Origin of the sequence: Rhodanobacter sp. Root179, assembly GCF_001428465.1 — a bacterium.
GTDB lineage: Bacteria > Pseudomonadota > Gammaproteobacteria > Xanthomonadales > Rhodanobacteraceae > Rhodanobacter.
This window is the reverse complement of sequence record NZ_LMHR01000077.1, coordinates 13,597-31,717: the sequence shown is the minus strand read 5'-3', so window position 1 is coordinate 31,717 and position 18,121 is coordinate 13,597. Positions and strand designations below refer to the sequence as shown.

The 18,121-nt window shown below is 67.1% G+C and carries 17 protein-coding genes; 15 read left to right on the top strand and 2 right to left on the bottom strand.

The annotated features are described in order from the left end of the window. Position 1: 1 nt before the first annotated feature. The 9 genes from ASD82_RS09760 to ASD82_RS09720 all read left to right on the top strand — a co-directional run bounded on the left by ASD82_RS09760 (position 2) and on the right by ASD82_RS09720 (position 9,744). Positions 2 to 1,216, top strand: a complete 1,215-nt coding sequence (locus ASD82_RS09760) for a type II and III secretion system protein family protein (protein ID WP_235580683.1) — start codon at positions 2 to 4, stop codon at positions 1,214 to 1,216. Positions 1,217 to 1,279: 63 nt separating this feature from the next. Next, the gene (locus tag ASD82_RS09755) at positions 1,280 to 2,530 is read left to right on the top strand and encodes a hypothetical protein (RefSeq protein WP_056717639.1); all 1,251 of its coding nucleotides are present in this window, start codon (positions 1,280 to 1,282) and stop codon (positions 2,528 to 2,530) included. Further along, complete coding sequence (locus ASD82_RS09750) at positions 2,515 to 3,828, top strand: CpaF family protein (protein WP_056717638.1); 1,314 nt, start codon at positions 2,515 to 2,517, stop codon at positions 3,826 to 3,828. The genes ASD82_RS09755 and ASD82_RS09750 overlap by 16 nt, the downstream gene beginning before the upstream one ends. Next, entirely contained in the window at positions 3,825 to 4,751 is a 927-nt protein-coding gene (locus ASD82_RS09745) for a type II secretion system F family protein (RefSeq protein ID WP_056717683.1), read from the top strand. The genes ASD82_RS09750 and ASD82_RS09745 overlap by 4 nt, the downstream gene beginning before the upstream one ends. Positions 4,752 to 4,836: 85 nt before the next feature. Next, positions 4,837 to 5,727: a type II secretion system F family protein gene (locus ASD82_RS09740; RefSeq protein ID WP_235580677.1), complete on the top strand. Its 891-nt coding sequence runs from the start codon at positions 4,837 to 4,839 to the stop codon at positions 5,725 to 5,727. A gap of 5 nt (positions 5,728 to 5,732) precedes the next feature. Then, positions 5,733 to 6,611, top strand: coding sequence for a hypothetical protein (locus ASD82_RS09735; RefSeq protein ID WP_082585299.1), 879 nt, complete (start codon positions 5,733 to 5,735; stop codon positions 6,609 to 6,611). Continuing rightward, positions 6,608 to 7,069: a DUF3613 domain-containing protein gene (locus tag ASD82_RS09730; RefSeq protein ID WP_157599237.1), complete on the top strand. Its 462-nt coding sequence runs from the start codon at positions 6,608 to 6,610 to the stop codon at positions 7,067 to 7,069. Before ASD82_RS09735 ends, ASD82_RS09730 begins: the two co-directional genes overlap by 4 nt. Positions 7,070 to 7,120: 51 nt before the next feature. Next, positions 7,121 to 8,866, top strand: a complete 1,746-nt coding sequence (locus tag ASD82_RS09725; RefSeq protein WP_162253821.1) for a pilus assembly protein TadG-related protein — start codon at positions 7,121 to 7,123, stop codon at positions 8,864 to 8,866. Positions 8,867 to 8,997: 131 nt separating this feature from the next. Continuing rightward, a complete protein-coding gene (locus tag ASD82_RS09720; RefSeq protein ID WP_235580676.1) occupies positions 8,998 to 9,744 on the top strand; it encodes a DUF2968 domain-containing protein in 747 nt (248 codons plus the stop codon). A 96-nt stretch (positions 9,745 to 9,840) separates the two neighbouring features. On the opposite strand, the gene ASD82_RS09715 is transcribed toward ASD82_RS09720, so the two are convergent. Both ASD82_RS09715 and ASD82_RS09710 read right to left on the bottom strand, forming a co-directional pair. Next, positions 9,841 to 10,683 carry an autotransporter outer membrane beta-barrel domain-containing protein gene (locus tag ASD82_RS09715; protein WP_056717633.1) on the bottom strand — a complete coding sequence of 281 codons (843 nt, stop codon included), beginning with the start codon at positions 10,681 to 10,683 and terminating at the stop codon, positions 9,841 to 9,843. Between the two features lie 136 nt (positions 10,684 to 10,819). Continuing rightward, a complete protein-coding gene (locus ASD82_RS09710) occupies positions 10,820 to 11,710 on the bottom strand; it encodes a universal stress protein (protein ID WP_056717632.1) in 891 nt (296 codons plus the stop codon). 348 nt (positions 11,711 to 12,058) lie between these two features. Between ASD82_RS09710 and ASD82_RS09705 the strand changes: the two genes are divergently transcribed. The 6 genes from ASD82_RS09705 to mnhG are packed head-to-tail and all read left to right on the top strand — an operon-like array spanning position 12,059 to position 17,999. Beyond that, complete coding sequence (locus ASD82_RS09705) at positions 12,059 to 14,956, top strand: monovalent cation/H+ antiporter subunit A (protein WP_056717631.1); 2,898 nt, start codon at positions 12,059 to 12,061, stop codon at positions 14,954 to 14,956. Next, a complete protein-coding gene (locus ASD82_RS09700; RefSeq protein WP_015446488.1) occupies positions 14,956 to 15,291 on the top strand; it encodes a Na+/H+ antiporter subunit C in 336 nt (111 codons plus the stop codon). The genes ASD82_RS09705 and ASD82_RS09700 overlap by 1 nt, the downstream gene beginning before the upstream one ends. Then, positions 15,288 to 16,886 (top strand): monovalent cation/H+ antiporter subunit D, encoded by a 1,599-nt coding sequence (locus tag ASD82_RS09695; protein ID WP_056717630.1) that lies wholly within the window; start codon positions 15,288 to 15,290, stop codon positions 16,884 to 16,886. Before ASD82_RS09700 ends, ASD82_RS09695 begins: the two co-directional genes overlap by 4 nt. Then, positions 16,883 to 17,371: a Na+/H+ antiporter subunit E gene (locus ASD82_RS09690; protein WP_056717629.1), complete on the top strand. Its 489-nt coding sequence runs from the start codon at positions 16,883 to 16,885 to the stop codon at positions 17,369 to 17,371. Before ASD82_RS09695 ends, ASD82_RS09690 begins: the two co-directional genes overlap by 4 nt. Next, positions 17,368 to 17,649, top strand: a complete 282-nt coding sequence (locus tag ASD82_RS09685) for a K+/H+ antiporter subunit F (protein WP_056717628.1) — start codon at positions 17,368 to 17,370, stop codon at positions 17,647 to 17,649. The genes ASD82_RS09690 and ASD82_RS09685 overlap by 4 nt, the downstream gene beginning before the upstream one ends. After that, positions 17,646 to 17,999, top strand: coding sequence for a monovalent cation/H(+) antiporter subunit G (gene mnhG / locus ASD82_RS09680; RefSeq protein WP_056717627.1), 354 nt, complete (start codon positions 17,646 to 17,648; stop codon positions 17,997 to 17,999). The genes ASD82_RS09685 and mnhG overlap by 4 nt, the downstream gene beginning before the upstream one ends. Positions 18,000 to 18,121: the final 122 nt, after the last annotated feature.

Here is an 18,121-nt window from a genome sequence, read left to right as displayed (position 1 = left end):
GATGGACTTGCAGACCCATGAACAGCGACCGTGGCATCTGCCGGCCGATCTGGAGCGGGTGGCCATCGCCGATCCCGCCGTGGCCGACCTCATGATGCTGAAGGGACGGCATGAGGCACTGCTGATCGGCAAGCAGCCCGGCCAGACCACCTTGCTGCTCTGGCACCGCGGCCAGCCCGAACCGCAGCGTCTGCTGGTGCGTGTACGCAGCGCCCTGCAGGCACAGCTGCAGGATGGTGCTGGCGTCGGGCTCACCGTGCACGATGGCGCTGCGATGTTGCAGGGCAGTGCCCCGGACATGCTCGATCATCAGCGGGCGATCGACGCGGCCGGCATCGCCGTGGGTGCCAAAGGCGACGTGGTCGATACCTCGACCATCGCCAGTGGCGGGGTGGTGCAGGTCGATGTGAAGGTGGTCGAGTTCGACAAGACGACGCTGAACCAGTTCGGGCTGAACTTCAGTAACTTGAACAGCAGTGGCGGTTTCACCATAACCAATCCAAGCGGCAACTCGGACAGCTCCTCCGGCAGCGCACTGTCCTCCGCGTTCGGTCTGGTTACCAAAGGACGCTGGTTTGGCAGATCCTGGAATGCCAGTCTTGACCTGCTCAAGAGCGACGGGCTTGCCCGGGTGCTGGCCGAGCCCACCCTGGTGGCGCTGTCGGGTCAGAGCGCGAGCTTTCTTGCAGGCGGCGAGTTGCCGATCCCCGAACCGCAGGGTCTGGGCGCCACCACCATCGTATTCAAGTCGTTTGGCATCGGTCTCACCGTGACGCCGACGGTACTTTCCCCCGGCCGGATTGCCCTGAAGGTGGCGCCGGAGGCGAGCGAGCTGGACTACGCCAACGCGGTGGTGTTCAACGGCGTATCGGTACCGGCGATCAGCACGCGTCGTGCCGACACCACCGTGGAACTGGGCGACGGCGAGACGTTCGTGATCGGCGGCCTGGTGAGCCAGCAGGTCATGAGCAAGGTCAACAAGATTCCGTTGCTGGGCGACATACCGATACTCGGCGCGTTCTTCCGTGACGTCAGCTACAGCCGCCAGGACAAGGAGCTGGTGATCATCGTCACGCCGCACATCATCAAGCCCTTCGCGCCAGGGACCCACCTGCCGCTGCCGGGCCAGCGGGAAGTCCGGCGCAATCTGCCGGTGTGGGGTTCCTTCCTGCTCAATCCTGCCGGTGCGGATCAATTGCCGGGCTTCTCACGCTGACCGCAGGCCATGGACATGCACGTATCCGCCTCGTCGTCACTTCTCGGAAAGCCGGAGCCCGGAGTGGATCTGCAGTTCTACTCGCCGGATCAAAAGCGCGCGCAGCGCCTTTCCGCCAGGCTGCGGAATTTCGCCACCGTGCACTGGATAGACCGTGGGCCATCCGCGCTGACCGACGAGTTGCCACCCGCAACTTCGTCAGGTCTGGTGTTGCTGGACTATTCGCTGGACGCGGCCGAGGAATCATCAACGCTGGCGCGTCGATTGATCGTGCACGCGCCGGATTTGCCGCTGGTCGGCGTGGGTTCCACAGGCATGGATCGCGCCACGGGCGTGCTGGCGGCACTGCGTGCCGGCGTGCGCGACTTCCTGGACCTGGATGCCACGGATGAAGAGCTGCGCCATCTGCTCGCGCGCGTGCAGAGTCAGGCCGAGCTGGCCCGCATGGCCCGCACGCGGACCATCCCGGTGCGGGCGCCGGGACAGGTTGTGGTGGTGCTTGGCGTCAGGCCCGGCGTCGGCACCAGCACGCTGGTTGCTCACCTGGGGGCGCTGGCGATGGCCTCCGGGCCGGAGCCGGCAAAGTCGGAGGCCGGTGAAGCGTCAAGTCAGGTATTGCTGCTCGACCTTGGTCGTCCTTTCGGCGATGTCGCGCTCTACCTCGGCGTGGATGGTGATTTTCACTATGACGACGCCTTGCGCAGCGCGAGACGGATTGACCCCATCCTGATCCGGACCGCGCTTGCGCATCATTCGAGTGGCCTGGCACTGCTTTCACAGGCGGCGGAAGCCAGCGGAACACAGGCTGTGGATACCGAAGCCGGGATGCTGATCGACCGCTTGCGTGATCACTTCGGCCTGCTGCTCTGCGATCTCGGTGGCCTGCCTGTCGGCGCGGCACCGTTGCCGCTGCTGCGCAGTGCCGGGCAGATCTGGCTGGTGGCCGACCAGGGCATCGGGTCGCTGGTATCGCTGGACGCCACCTTGCGCGAACTGGAGCGGCTCGGGCTGCGCGATGGCCGACTGTCGCTGATCATCAACCGCTACGGCGAGTACGAGGGAGCCAGCGCCACGCAACTGGCCGACCGGTTCAAGTTGCCTCTGCTGGCCACCTTGCCGGAGCGCACCCGCGCCCTGCGCGGCTGTACCAACCGCGGCCAGCTGCTGCATCAGATCGCTTCGCGGGATCCGTATGTGCGCGCACTGCGACCCCTGCTCGAAAAGATGCAGGTGGGTTCTGCCGGTACGCCGGCTTTGACCGGCTGGAAACGGCTATTGCCCCATCTGGGAGGTTTCCGATGGACGACCAGGTAACACCGTTCGAACAGACGCAGCAATTCCACGACGTCCTTTCGGCGGCGCACGAGTTTCTGCTCAACCGGATCGAGGACCAGCACCTCGACGTCGCTTCGTGGTCGCACGAGACGGCAGCAAAATACGTGAGCATCGAGACGGCCACCTTCGTGCAGGAATGGCGGATACCGGTCAACGAGTCGGAAATGCACAAGGTGGCGGTCGCGCTGGTGAAGGAGGTCACCGGGTTCGGGCCGCTGGACGACCTGCTCGCCGATGGCGAGGTCGAGGACATCCTCGTCAATGGCTATGAGAACGTATACGCCTCGCGGCACGGCATCCTGCAGCGCGAACCCGTCCGCTTCAGCGACAACCGGCATGTCGTGCGCATCGTGCGGCGGATACTGGCGCCGCTCGGTCGGCGGCTGGACGAAGCCAATCCGATGGTCGACGCACGCCTGGCCAATGGCGGGCGACTGAACGCCATCATCGAGCCGCTGTCGGTGACCGGCCCCACCGTGTCGATCCGCAAGTTCCGGCAGGACCCGTTCACGCCGGAGCAACTGGTCGGCAACGGCACCTTCGATCGCTCGATCCATGCCCTGCTGCAGGCCGCGGTGGCAAGTCGCTGCAACATCCTGATCTCCGGCGGCACCAGTTCGGGCAAGACCTCGCTGCTGAACGCGCTGGCCAGTTTCATCCCCGATGCGGAACGCGTGATCACCATCGAGGACACCGCGGAACTGTCGCTGAGTCATCCTCATGTGGTGCGCCTGGAAAGCCGGCTCGGTGGCTTCGACGGCGGCGGCGCCGTCGGCATCCGCGAACTGGTCCGCAACAGCCTGCGCATGCGCCCGGACCGCATCGTGGTCGGCGAGGTGCGCGGCGCCGAGGTGCTGGAAATGCTCCAGGCAATGAACACCGGTCATGACGGATCGATGTCCACCGTCCATGCCAACTCGCCGCGCGACGCGTTGTACCGGCTGGAGATGCTGGTGGGCTTCGCCGGCTTCCAGGGCAGCGAGGACAGTCTGCGCCGCCAGATCGCCAGCGCCATCGATTTCGTCGTCCAGATCGCCCGACTGAGCAGCGGACGCCGCGTGATCACCTCGGTCACCGAAGTGACCGGGGTGAGCGACAAGATCATCACCACCCAGGAGATGTATCGCCACGAAACCCGTGTCGGCAGCGACGGCAAGGAACAGGATCGCTGGCCGGGACTCGGCTTCCATCCCAACACGCGCAAGCTGGAGCCGTTCCGCCAGTTCCTGCAGGACGCCGTGATGGAATCCCAGCGCCAGGAGGGGTGGCCGCGATGAACGTCGCGTTGATGCTGGTGTTGTTCAGTGCCATCTCGTTGCTGTTGGCCGGGGCGATCGAGTTGTGGTGGGGCAGTCCGTTGCGCCAGCAGCAGCGGAAGAGTTTTGCGGCGATCGAGAAGGCGCTGACCGGAACGGCGCCGCCGTCGGTCAGCCCCGTCACCGTTGCCAGGACGGCGCCTCGGGAGGGTCTGGTCACCGACCCGTTATGTCTACGGGCCGGCCTGCCGGTCGGCTGGACGATGCCGGTATTTCTGGGGGTGCCCGCGGTGGTGCTGGTGGCACTGGGCGCGTGGCGCCTGGGTACCGCATGGGCCGTCCCGGTGCTGCTCGTCGTGTACCTGGTGCTGGCATGGCTGTGGCTGCGCTCGCGCATCGACAAGCAGCGCAAGCAGCTGATCCGGCAATTGCCTGACTTCCTCGACGCGATGGTGCGTCTGGCCAGCATCGGCAACAGCCTGCCGATGGCGTTCCAGACGGCCGCCCTTTCGGTGCAGATGCCGCTGCGTGCCGTGCTCGATCGCACCATGCTTTCGGTGCGATCCGGTCAGGAACTGGACTACGCACTGCAGTTGGCGGCGCGGCCCTATCGGCTGGAAGCCATGGACCTGTTGCATGTCGTGCTGGGTACCGCGGTACGCATGGGCGGGCGCGCGGATCACATCCTGCAGCGAATGAGCGACTTCATGCGCGATCTGGCGCATGCCCAGCAGGAACTGCACGCAATCACCGCCGAGACGCGCATGTCCGCGTGGGTACTGGGCCTGCTGCCGGTGATCGTGTCGGTCCTCATGACCCTGCTCAACCCGGCCTTTTTCGGTCCGATGTTCAGCCATGCCCTGGGACACCGGATTCTGCTTGCCGCGCTGGCGCTGGAATTGCTCGGCGGCTTCCTGCTGTATCGGCTGGCCAGATCGCTGTGACGAAGAGGGAGGACGGGTGATGACGGCAGGATGGTTCATCGCATCAGCGGTATTTGCTCTGGCACTGGGAATCGCCTTGCTCGGCGTGAGTCTGATCCAGCGTGTGAGGGAAGAAGAGCAGCAGGCACACGCGATCGACCGGGCATTGGCGCGCGTGCAGCGACGGATGGTGGAGGACGGTCCACACGCCACGTCAGTCAGGAACTGGTGGGGCGCAGTTGTGCAGTGGCTGGAGTCGGTCGGCCGCCATTTCGAGAACCGTCAGCTGGGCAAGGCGCTGCTCACCGCCGAAGATCGCCTGCTGCTGGATCAGGCCAATCGCAATACGGTATCCGGGCGTGCGCTGTTCCTGGGCCTGCGACTGGTGATGGCCTTGCTGCTGCCCGTGCTGGTGGCCATCTGGATGCGGCCAACCGGCGTCAAGGCCGTTACCGCCTTGCTGGCCGCACTGGCCATCGGCGTGTTGTTGCCGAAATTCCTGCTGAGCAGTTGGGCATCGGAGCTGCGCCGGCGCGTCGAGAACGAGCTGCCACTGCTGATCGACTTGCTGCGGCTGCTGCAGGGCATCGGCTTCAGCATGGACCAGAGCCTGCAGATGCTGGCCGAGCGCTTTCATCCCGTGCTGCCGATACTCGGCCGCGAGATCCGCGATGCGAACATCAACTACATGCACGGGCGCTCGCGCGATCAGTCGTTGCATCGTCTGGCCGAGTCCTTCGACAACGAGGATCTGAAAAGCCTGGTGCAGATCATCCTGCAGGTGCACCAGCATGGCGGCGCCGTGCAGGAACCGCTGCGCCAATTTGCCGAACGCCTGCGCGAGCAACGCAAGATGAAGATGAAGGAGAAGGTGGGCAAGCTCTCGGTGAAGATGACGGTGGTGATGATGCTTACCCTGCTGCCGGCACTGATGCTGGTGCTGGCGGGGCCGGCGGCGATCTCGCTGATCGAGACAATGGTCAGGCTGAAAGGATGAAAAGCATGACGAACGCGTATCGCTTTCCGTTGTCCCGTTCCGCGATCCGGCGGCTGGCTGTTGCAGCTGTACTGGGCGGCGCCTGCCTGCTCGCGGCATGCGCGCCCCGCAGCGGCTACATCAACCATCTCCAGCCGGACATCGGTCCTGCGCCGAAACCGGGCAAGAGCAGCAGTGGCATGTACCTGGACCTGATTCGCCAAATGCAGAAGCAGGGCTCCTATTACGCCTCGCTGGCCAACATCGAGGCTTTTCGGCAGCGCTATGGCAATCCGCCCGCACTGCGGCAGTTGCAAGGCGATGCGCTTCGCTCCACCGGGCAGACGGATGCGGCGCGAGCCGTCTATCAGAAGCTGCTCGATACCGATCAGGCAGCGTCTGCCTGGCATGGTCTCGGTTTGATCGCGGCCAGCGAAGACCGAAGCGACCTGGCCGAGCACGCATTGTCGCGCGCCGTGCAACTGGATCCGGTCAATCCCGGTTATCTCGGTGACCTCGGCTTCGAACGCCTGCGCACGGGGCAGTTGGTGCAGGCACGCGAACCACTCGCCAAGGCGGCGGAGCTGGCGCCGGAAAGCGTCAAGGCGATCTCCAACCTGGTGCTGTGGATGCTGCTCAATGGCGAAGCGGCGCGTGCCGACGACACGATGCAGCGGGCCGACCTGCCACAGCCGGCGCGCGAGCAGATCATGCGGCTTGCCGCGGAGATACCCGCGCGGCGCCATGACGTCGCCTCTTCGGCGAAGGTTGCGGCACCGCGGACGACCGACCGCCGCGCGGCGGTCCCTTCAGGCTTGCCTGATTCCAACCAGATCATCGGTGTGCCCGATTCCATGCTGGAGCGGTTCGGCGCAGCGTCCACGCCAAACGAGGTGAATCCATGAAGGCGCGAATGAACGCGATGCAGGCAGGCCGGATGATGTCGTTGCTGCTGTTGGTGACCAGCGCGGCCTGTGCCCAGCAGCGCCCGTTGACCGGGCAGATGATGGGCGGAGATCCATCGACGCCTGTGCAACCCGCGCCGCAGGCTTCCGCGGCTGGACCGCTGCGCCAAGTATCGGACCATCAGCCGCCGGTCACTCCGACCGTGGTCGGTGCGGATGACCCGGTGGCCACGACGGGTGACGAAACGGGGCTGGCCGAGCAGCCCGCCAACGAGATCGGCGATGTCACTCGCAGCTTGTTGCAGATGCAGGTGGATACCCATCGGCCCGGCCAATCCCTGCCCATGCTCGGCGATGAGGCAACCCTCGCCTACCGGCGCTATCGGCGCAGCTTCAACCATGACATTCCCGAGTTCTACGAGGCAACCATCGGCAAGCACGGCGATGAAGGGAAGTAGCCGCTGATGCGTGCGGCCGTCGACGGACGTGGCGGGATCGGCGCCAGGCGGTTGCGCGCCGGCGGGCGAGTCGCCCGCTCCCAGCGCGGCTCGATGGCCGTGACCATGCTGTTCCTCCTCCTGGGCCTGGTCAGCATGCTGGGGCTGATCGAGGTCGGCTATCTGTACTGGGCGCGTCGCGATACCCAAAAGGTCGCCGACCTCGCCGCGCTTGCCGGTGTGCAAAGGCTCGACACCTGCAGCGCCGACAACAGTGGCAACGCCGCTGCCTCGGGCAATGCGCTTGCGGACAACGGCTTCGCCGGTTCGGTGGTGGCCACCTGCGGTCACTGGGACCCGACGCTGCCCGGCGAGCAGCACTTTGGCGCGGCGAGCACCACGCAACCGGTCAACGCCACCCGCGTGGAAGCGCGCAGGTCGCTGGTTCCGTTCCTGGGCTTTGCCCATTATTCCGGCGTGGCCGCGACGGCCGTCGCGGCGAAGCGTGGGCCGCCCATAGCGGTCTTCTCGGTGGGTTCCAGTCTGCTCGACCTCAATACGAACGCGGCATTGCAGAGCCTGCTCGGAAGTTCGCTGGGTACCTCGCTGGGCCTGCAACTGCTCAGCTATAACGGCATAGCCAACGCGCGCGTCTCGCTGCTTGGGCTGAAGGACCTGCTGGCGCCGGATGTGGGCACGGTCGATGGAGTGCTGGCGACCCAGGTGACCATCAGCCAGTTTCTGGACGCCTACGTGCAGGTGTTGAGCCAGGGGCCGGACGCGGCCAATGTCGATCTCGGTTTCGTCCAGCAGCAGATTGCGGTCATCGAAGCCCAGCTGGGCAATGTCCCGGTGAGCCTGGGCGACATTCTCGACGTCCATGCGGATACCGACGACCCCGATGCCGCGTTGGATGCCGAGGCCAATGCGCTGGATGTGCTCAATGCCGTGCTGCTCGCTGCCGATGGCAGGAACGCGGTGGCGCTGCCGGCTGCCAGCATCGACGTCCCGGGTGTGGCGAACGTGACACTGACGCTGAGCGTGATCGAACCGCCGCAGATCGGCGTCGGCGGCGTGGGCGCCACCGCACGCACGGCCCAGGTCCGCCTTGGCCTGAAGGTCTCTGCGCTTGACACCGCGCTTGGCGGGAACGAGTCGTTGACCCAGGTGCCGCTCTACCTGGAGGTCGCACCTGCCGAGGCGACCATCACGGCACTCGATTGTGGCGTGTCGAACGGGGCCGGCGGAAGCACCGACAACGTGACGATCACCACCTCACCGGGTGTGCTGAATGCGCTTGTGGGTGCGCCGACGGACGATCCCGTCATCAACAGGAACGAAAGCTGGGCAGCGATCGTTGCCGGACTCAAGACGGCGCCACTGGTGAATGTCAATCTCCTGGGCGTGCCGGTGGCCACGCTGAACCTGTCGTCCAGCGTTTCGCTGGTCACCGTGGCACCGTATGCGCACACCTTCGCCGTCGACCCGGCCACCCCGGTGGCCGGTCAGCCGGGCATGACGTGGCCGCCGCCTTCGGCAACGCAAGCTCCACAACTGGGGGCCGTGATCACCAGCCTGCTTGGCTCGACCAACCTGAAGACCGACGATACCTTGCTGGGCGTCCCGCTCGGCATCAACCTCGGCCAACTGCTGTCGGGGCTGACCACGGTGCTGCAGCCGGTGCTGTCGCCGTTGTTCGATGCGCTGGACACGGCCCTGGTCGGCCCGCTGTTGCAAACGCTTGGCATCGAGATCGGCACCGCCCGGATCAACCTGCGTGACCTCGACTGTCAGCACGGCGTGCAACTGGTGTTTTGAGATGATCATTCGTCCACGACGACGGCCCTTGACCGGTCGAGAGCTGCATTTAGACTGCATGGATTCCGGTATGCGGGCTTGTCGGGCCGGCATCGGCAAATCACTGATACGCCAACACGAAGGATGAGGGGATGAACTCAATGATTCGCAGCGCGGTTGCGCGTGGCCTTCGCATGCCGCTGGTCACGCTTGCCCTCATCGCGCTCTCGGGCGGGGTGCAGGCTGCGCAGCCACCGCAGGCGCACACCAGCGACGTCACCGCCGCGCAGGGGGATGCTGCGGGCAGCACGGTGAGCTACCTGCGCGAACTGATGGACAGCCATCAGCTCACCGAGCTGCGCACCACCTACAACGGCACCTATGGCGCCAGTCTGTTGTTCCAGGCGGACAAGCTGACCTATTTCGTTGCGCTGTTCCACGACAAGGCCTTCTGGCGCGTCATACGCACCGATTCGGAGAAGGATGCCGACAGCATCTACCGGACCTTTGCCGCCCAGACCGAAAAGCTGGCCCAGGTCGACATCGACGCCCTGCGCCTGCAGGCCGGCAAGAAATACGCCGAGCAGATGGTCGCACTGAACGAGCAGCGCCTGTCGACGCTGCGTCAGGACGCGGCGCGCAGGCAGCAGCAGGCCCAGCAAGTGGCGGCGTTGCAGCAGCAGGCCAGGCAGCAGGCGGTATCGCTCAGCAGCGATCTTCGCGCCACCAGCAACCAGCTCACCACCGTGCAACAGAACATCCGCCAGCTGGAAGCGCAGCAGGACAATCCCGAGCTGATCCTGCCGACGTCCACCGCGGATGTTCCGGCCGACGGCGCACCTGTGGCCGGAACCGCATCGACGCCCGCTGCCCAGTCCGGGGACGGCGTTTCCCACTGACCTGGGCCGCCATCGGATGAGGCGGAGCAGGTCGTTCGTAGGTGGCGTGGTCGTCAGGCGACCACGCCACGTCGAATCACCTCGCGGCGAAAGCGCTCAGAAGCGGAAGCGCACGAACAGCGAGGGGCCGTCGAGCTTCATGTCGAGGTTGGCGTTGTAGTCGTGCTTGCGCTGATGCAGCACGACGCGGCTGTAGCCGTATTCGGCGCCGAAGCCCACGTTCTTCCACGGGAAATACTCCACGCCCAGCGCGGCGTTGACGATGTGTCCGTTGAGGTTGCCGCCGTTCTTCTTCACGCCGGCGGCGTCGATGTACATGCGCCACTGATCGTTGAACGCATGTCGCCAGCCCAGCTGCAGCATCGGCGCCCAGGCGCTGTCGGTGGTGCTGGACGAGGCCTGGCCCACGGGATCGCCGTTGACGCTGGCCTCGCCGCTGATGCTGGCGTGCACGCGGTAATAGGCGCCACCCAGGCCGAGGCCGAACACGTCGTTGCCGTGGCCGAACCACCAGCGCCAGGACGCGCTGCCGAAGTCGAAGTTGAGCTTGCCCTTCACCGTGGCCGCCGCGCTGTAGTCGTTGCCGGCGTAGCTGATGTCCCGCGCCAGCGACTTGCTGCGGGTGCGATTGACGCTGTAGTAGTCCAGCGAGAATCCCTGGCTGTCGCCGACCAGGAAGTCGAGCCGGGCACGGGGCACGGTCTTGCGGTCGGGAAAGCCCAGGTCCTTTTCGAGATTGAAGTCGCCGTTGTACTGGCCGCTCTTGTCGCTGGCGCCGATGGTGGTATCGGCGTTGGCACTGTAGGCGCCCAGCCAGACGCTGACGCGATCCAGTGCCGGCGACTGCTGCGCGCTGGCGACGTGGCAGGTGAGCAGCAGCGGGACGAAGGCGAGCATCCCGCCGGCACGGCGAAGCCGACGTGGCTGTCGATGGGTCATGTTGTTTTCTCCGGGGTCGCGGAACGGATGGGAAGGCTTGGCCGGTCAGGCCATCCTGGGGATTCCCGCGTGCATGGTACGAAGCCCGGGCGTGCAGGCTGCGTGCACGCATCGTGACAAGTGAAGCCGGCCGCGTTTATCCGGTGGCGGGCGTCGCGCGCACCACCAGCAGGTCGCCGGGCACGGCCTGCACGATCCGTTGCGCGGTGCCGCCGATCAGCAGGCGAAAGGCCAGGCCGCGATTGAACGCGCCGATCACGGTGAGGTCGGCGCCTTTCTCCAGCACGTACTGGCGCAGCATGATTTCCGGATGGCCGTGCTCGACCAGCGGGTGGATGCGTTGGCGCGCCGCCTCGGGCAAGTCGCTGTCGGCCAGGAAGGCCGCGACCGTGGCCATCTCCATCTCGATGAATTCCTGGCGGCGCGCGGCATCGAGCCAGAGCGACTGGTAGGGAATGTCCAGCGCGTGCATCAGCACGATGCGGGCCTGCGGAAACAGCGACGCGGCGGCACGCAGCCCGTCCCGCGATTCGACGGTGAAATCGGTGCCCACCAGGAGGTGCCGGTACGCACCACGCGGCCGCTGCCTCACGATCAGCACGGAGGCTGGCGAGGCGCGCACCAGCCGTTCGGCGGTACGGCCCGGCGAGCCGTCGGCGAAACCCGCGCGGTCGGAGCCCAGCACGATCAGGCCATGACCTTCGCGACGGGCCAGTTCCAGGAAGACGTCGGCGGGCTCGCCTTCGGCCACGTGGATGGACAGCCCGGGCAGGTCCTCGCCCAGGTCCTGGCGCAGTTGCCGCTCGATCGCTGCCGTCCGCTCCGGTGGCTGCCTCGGTGACGCGTCGTGGGCGGAGGTCGGCCACGCGTCCACCGCGCCAGCCGGCGTCGCATGCACCACCGACAACGGCAGCTGCCATTGCCGCGCCAGCTGCGCCGCGCGATCCATGGCGCGGTCGCAGCCCGCGCCGAGGTCGGTGGCCAGCAGCAGCCAGTCCGGCCGGGTTGCGCCAAGGGGTTCGCTCATGTCCGATCTCCCGCCGGGTCGATGCGTCGCGACGCGCATTGCGTCGACCATTGCACAATCGACGCCGCGCCGCGACCGCCCGCATTGCCCGTCGTTCGCGCCGGGCGATAGACTGCGGGGGCAGCGGGCGAGACGCGCGCTGCAGCAAGTCCCGAACGATCCTGTCATTCCCGTTCGAGGGGCTGCGCTTGTCGAGCGCAGTGCCATGGCGGATCCGAAACGTTGTCCGCGGTCACCGCTGTCGCCGAGGTTTCAGCGACCCAGGTGCGCGGACGCTCTTGAAGTGCCAGGTTTCGCCGCCTGGGTTTCTTGCCGGAGACACCGACAAATCCCAGGAGCCCGTGACCGATGCCGCACTACCTGCCCAGCCTGATCCTCTGCCTGCCCTTCGTGGCCAGCGTGGTGGCGTGGCTGATGCGCGGTCGCGGCCACAACCGGGCGGCGTGGCTGATGACCGCCACTGCGCTGCTCGGCCTGCTGCTTTGCCTGTGGCTGGCCCCGTTGATCCTCGCCGGCGGCGTGCTGCGCCAGGTGATTCCGTGGGCACCGGGGCTGGGCCTGGACCTGGTGCTGCGGATCGACGGCTTCAGCTGGCTGATGATGCTGCTTGTCTGCGGCATCGGCGCGCTGGTCGGCCTGTACGCCCGCTACTACATGTCGCCCGACGATCCGCTGGCGCGCTTCTTCGCGCTGCTGCTGGCCTTCATGGGTTCGATGCTGGGCATCGTGATGTCGGGCAACGTGATCCAGCTGGTGTTCTTCTGGGAGATGACCAGCCTGTTCTCGTTCCTGCTGATCGGCTACTGGCACCGCGGACCTTCTGCGCGCGACGGTGCGCGGATGGCGCTGATCGTCACCTCCGGCGGTGGCCTGTGCCTGTTCGGCGGCATGCTGCTGCTGGGCCACATCGCGGGCAGTTACGAGTTGGACGCGATCCTCGCCGCAGGCGACACGGTGCGCGCGCATCCGTGGTACACGCCCACGCTGCTGCTGATCCTGCTGGGCGCGTTCACCAAGAGCGCGCAGTTCCCGTTCCACTTCTGGCTGCCACAGGCGATGTCGGCGCCCACACCGGCCTCGGCGTATCTGCATTCGGCCACCATGGTGAAGGCCGGCGTGTTCCTGTTGGTGCGCTTCTGGCCGGTGCTGGGCGGCACCGCGGAGTGGTCGTGGATCGTCGGCGGGGTGGGCCTGGTCACCCTGATCCTGGGCGCGTACGCGGCGATGTTCGAGCAGGACCTGAAAGGCGTGCTGGCCTATTCGACGATCAGCCACCTGGGCCTGATCACCATGCTGGTGGGGCTGGGCAGCGCGCTGGGCGTGGTGGCGGCGATCTTCCACATCGTCAACCACGCCACCTTCAAGGCCTCGCTATTCATGGCCGCCGGCGCGGTCGACCACGAGGCCGGCACGCGCGACCTGCGCAAGCTCGGCGGCCTGCGCCGGTTCATGCCGATCACCGCCACGCTGGCGCTGGTGGCCGGCGCGGCGATGGCGGGCGTGCCGCTGTTGAACGGCTTCCTGTCCAAGGAAATGTTCTTCGCCGAGACGCTGGCCGCGCGGCAGGGTCCGTTGCTGGACGCGATCTCGGTGGTGATCGCGGTGGCGGCCAGCGCGTTCGGCGTGACTTATTCGATCCGCTTCGTGCGCGGCGTGTTCTTCGGCCGCACGCCGGCCGAGCTGCCGCGCCAGCCGCATGAGCCGCCGTTGTGGATGCGCTTCCCGATCGGCTTCCTGGCGCTGACCTGCCTGCTGGTGGGCGTGCTGCCGGCGCGGGTGATCGGACCGACCCTGCAGGCGGCGGCCGGTTCGGTGCTGGGCAGCGACCTGCCGGTCTACAGCCTGGCGGTGTGGCACGGCGTGACCACCCCGCTGCTGATGAGCGTGTTCGCCTTCGTGGCCGGCTGCCTGCTGTTCGCGGGCCTGCGCCGTCGTTTCGCCGAGCGCGAGTCGGCACCGCTGACCGGCCGGCTCAGCGGCAAGCGGATCTTCGAGCGGGTGATGGCGGTGCTGGCCGCCGACCTGCCGCAGCGGCTCGAACGGCTTTATCCGAGCCGGCGGCTGCAATCGCAATTGCTGTGCATCGTGCTGCTGGCGCTGCTGGCCGGCACCCTGGCCGCGACCGGCGCCTCGCTGGACATGGAGCTGCGCTGGTCCAGCATCGACCCGGCGTTCGCGTTGCTGTGGCTGCTGGGCGCGGCCTGCGCGATCGGCGCGGCCAGCCAGGCGAAGTTCCATCGCCTCGCCGCGCTGATCCTCACCGGCGGCGCGGGGCTGGTCTCGTGCGTGAGCTTCGTGTGGCTGTCGGCGCCGGACCTGGCGGCGACCCAGTTGCTGGTCGAGGTGGTCACCACGATCCTGATCCTGCTCGGCATGCGCTGGCTGCCCAAGCGGATCGAGGGGCTGTCGGTGGAAAGCCGCCGGCAGCGTTTCCGCCGCCGCCGCGACGTGGTGATCGCGATCGTGGCCGGCTTGGGCGTGGCCAGCCTGGCCTATGCGGCGATGACCCATCCGGTGGCCGATTCGATCTCGCGCTTCTTCCTCGAACGCGCCTACACCGAGGGCGGCGGCCACAACGTGGTCAACGTGATCCTGGTCGACTTCCGCGGCTTCGACACGCTGGGCGAGATCAGCGTGCTGGCGATCGTGGCCTTGACCGTGTTCGCCCTGCTGCGACGGTTCCGCCCCGCTGCCGAGAGCATCGGCGCGCCAATGCAGCAACGCCAGCAGACGGCGCTGGACGCGGCCGCACCCGATCGCGCCGCCGATCACTCGCTGACCGACTACCTGATGATCCCCGGCCTGATCATCCAGCTGATGTCGCCGGTGATCCTGCTGTTCGGCCTGCACCTGTTCCTGCGTGGCCACGATCTGCCCGGCGGCGGCTTCGTGGCAGGCATCACCGTGGCGGTGGCGCTGATCCTGCTGTACATGGCCCGCGGCGCGCGCTGGGTGGAGACCCGCCTGCGCGTGCTGCCGGTGCGCTGGCTCGGCGCGGGGCTGTTGCTGGCGGTGCTGACCGGGTTGGGCTCGCTGGCGTTTGGACGTCCATTCATGACCACGTATTTCCAGTACCTCGACCTGCCGCTGCTGGGCCGCGTGCCGCTGGCCACCGCGCTGCTGTTCGACCTTGGCGTGTTCGCGGTGGTGGTGGGCACCACCATCCTGATGCTGATCGCGCTGGCGCACCAGTCGCTGCGCCGGCCGCGCCAGGTGGTTGCGGCCGAGACGGGAGGGCAGGGCTGATGGAACTGGTACTGGCCGCCGCGATCGGCATCCTCGCTGCCTCCGGCGTGTGGCTGCTGCTGCGTCCGCGCACCTTCCAGGTGATCATCGGGCTGACCCTGATCTCCTATGCGGTGAATCTTTTCATCTTCTCGATCGGCGGCCTGCGCACCGGCGCCGACCCGGTGCTGCATGGCGGCGACATCGCGCAGTACGCCGACCCGCTGCCGCAGGCGCTGGTGCTCACCGCGATCGTGATTGGTTTTGCCACCACCGCGCTGTTCCTGGTGGTGCTGTTGACCTCGCGCGGGTTGACCGGCAACGACCACGTCGACGGCGAGGACGGCACGCCGTGAGCAACCACCTGATCATCGCGCCGATCCTGCTGCCGCTGCTGGTCGCCGCGCTGCAGTTGCTGGTCGGCGAGAGGCGGCGACGTACGGTGCTGGCGCTGAGCATCGTCTCGTGCGCGGCGCTGGTCGCCTGCGCCGCCGCGTTGATGTTCGCGGTGTCCGCCGACGGTGCGCTGGCCGCGGTCTACCGCATCGGCGACTGGCCGGCGCGCTTCGGCATCGTGCTGGTGGCCGATCGTCTTTCCGCGTTGATGGTGTTGCTGACCAGCGTGCTGGCGCTGGCCGTGCTGCCGTTTGCGCTGGGCCGCTGGCAGCATCGCGGCGGCCATTTCCAGCCGCTGTTGCAGTTCCTGCTGATGGGCTTGAACGGTGCCTTCCTCACTGGCGACCTGTTCAACCTGTTCGTGTTCTTCGAGGTGCTGCTGGCCGCGTCGTACGGCCTGGCGCTGCACGGCTCGGGCGCGCGGCGGGTCAGCGCGGGGCTGCACTACATCGCGGTCAACCTGACCGCCTCGATGCTGTTCCTGCTCGGCGTCAGCCTGATCTTCGGCGTCACCGGCACCTTGAACATGGCCGCGCTGGCCGAGCTGATCCCGCACGTGCCCGAGCGTACCCGCGCGCTGCTGCACGCGGGCGCCGCGATCCTCGGCGTGGCCTTCCTGATCAAGACCGCGATGTTTCCGCTGGGCTTCTGGCTGCCGCGCACGTATGCAGCGGCGTCGCCGGCGGTGGCGGCGTTGTTCGCGCTGATGACCAAGGTCGGCATCTACGTGCTGTTGCGCCTCGGGCTGCTGCTGTTCGGCGATGGCGCTGGTTCTGCGTCGGCGCATTTCGGCAGCGACTGGATGCTGTGGGGCGGCGTGGCCACGGTGGTGGCCGGCATCGTCGGCATGCTGGGCGCGCGCGACCTGGCCAAGCTGGCCGGTTACAACGTGGTGATTTCCTCCGGCACCCTGCTCGGTGCGATCGGCCTGCAGCAGCCGGCGGTGACCACCGGCGCGCTGGCCTACCTGGTGATCTCCACCCTGGCGATCGCTGCGTTCTTCCTGGTCGCCGGTCTGCTCGCCTCCGACGGCGACGACGACACCGACGACACGCTGAGCCTGGAACCGTACGAACAGGTGGGCGAGAGCGCACCCAATGAAAGCCTGTACGCGCAGGAAGACGAGAGCCGGGTGGTGATCAGCGCCCCGATCGCGATGCTGGGGCTGAGCTTCTCCGCCTGCGCAGTGCTGCTGGCGGGCTTGCCGCCGCTGTCCGGCTTCCTGGCCAAGTTCGCGCTGCTGGCGCCGATGCTCGAAGACAGCGCGCGACCCGGCGCGGTCGTGCTGTTTGCGTTGATCATCGTGGCCGGCTTGTGCACGGTGATCGCGCTGTGCCGCGCCGGCATCCAGATTTTCTGGGTCGAGCCGGAGCGGATCTTCCCCAGGGTGCGCCTCACGGAAGCGGCTTCCATTGCGATCCTGCTGGGGCTGTGCCTGCTGCTGACCGTGCTGGTCGAGTCGCCGCTGCGCTACCTGCGCGACACCGCCAGCCAGCTGCACGCGCCGGCCAGTTACATCCATGCAGTGCTGCCATCGGCGGAGGCCGCGCCATGATCCGCCGCTGGTTGCCGTACCCGATCCTGTCCGCGCTGCTGCTGGTGGTGTGGCTGCTGCTGAACCAGAGCGTGGCGCCGGCCACCACCCTGTTCGGTGCGCTGCTCGGCGTCGCGCTGGCGAAAGTGTTCGGCCTGCTGCGCCCGCCGCAGGCGCGCGTGCGCAATCCGCACCTGCTCGGCCTGCTGTTCGCGCGCGTGATGCTGGACATCTTCCGCTCCAACCTCGCCGTGGCGCGGATCGTCCTGCGCCGCGAGCGGGGCATGCACTCCGGTTTCGTGGCGATCCCGCTGGCGCTGACCGATCGCCACGGCCTGGCCGTGCTGGCCTGCATCATCACCTCGACGCCCGGCACGATCTGGGTGAACTACGACTCCACCGCGAACATCCTGCTGATCCACGTGCTCGACCTGGTCGACGAGCAGGGCTGGATCGACACCATCAAGCAACGCTACGAACGCCTGCTGCTGGAGGTCTTTCAATGAGCCACGGCCTGCTCCACGTCGCCATCATCGCGGCGCAACTGTTGCTGCTGCTGGCGATGAGCTTCTCGATCATCCGCATGGTGCGCGGCCCCCGCGCGCAGGACCGCGTGCTGGCGCTGGACGCGCTGTACGTCAACGCGATGATCCTGCTGCTCACCATCGGCATCCGCAGCGGCAGCATGCTGTACGTCGAGGCCGGCCTGATCATCGCGCTGCTCGGTTTCGCCGGCACCGTGGCGCTGTCGAAATTCCTGATGCGCGGACAGGTGATCGAATGAACCACCTCGACGCCCTGCCGCCGTGGGCGGCCATCACCGTCGCCATGCTGGTGCTGCTCGGCGCGTTGTTCGCCTTCGTCGGCTCGCTGGGCCTGCTGCGCCTGAAGAACTTCTACCAGCGCGTGCACGCGCCCACCCTGGGCACCACGCTGGGCACGTTCTTCATGCTGGCCGCCTCGATCACCTGCTTCTCGGTGCTGCACAGCCGCCCGATCTTCAACGAGATCCTGATCGGTGTCTTCCTCACCCTGACCACCCCGATCACCCTGATGCTGCTGGTGCGCGCCGCGCTGTACCGCGATCGCGAGGAAGGCTCGCAGGATGTGCCGCAGGTGACGACGCCGGAATAGGCATGGAACGGTCGTCAGGCCGCGTCGATCGGGACAAATCGCGCGTGCGGAATCCGGGAAGATCCGCCCGCGTTTCACTACCCTTGGCGGGCGGCAACCCGACCCGCGCCACCTTGCCCGGT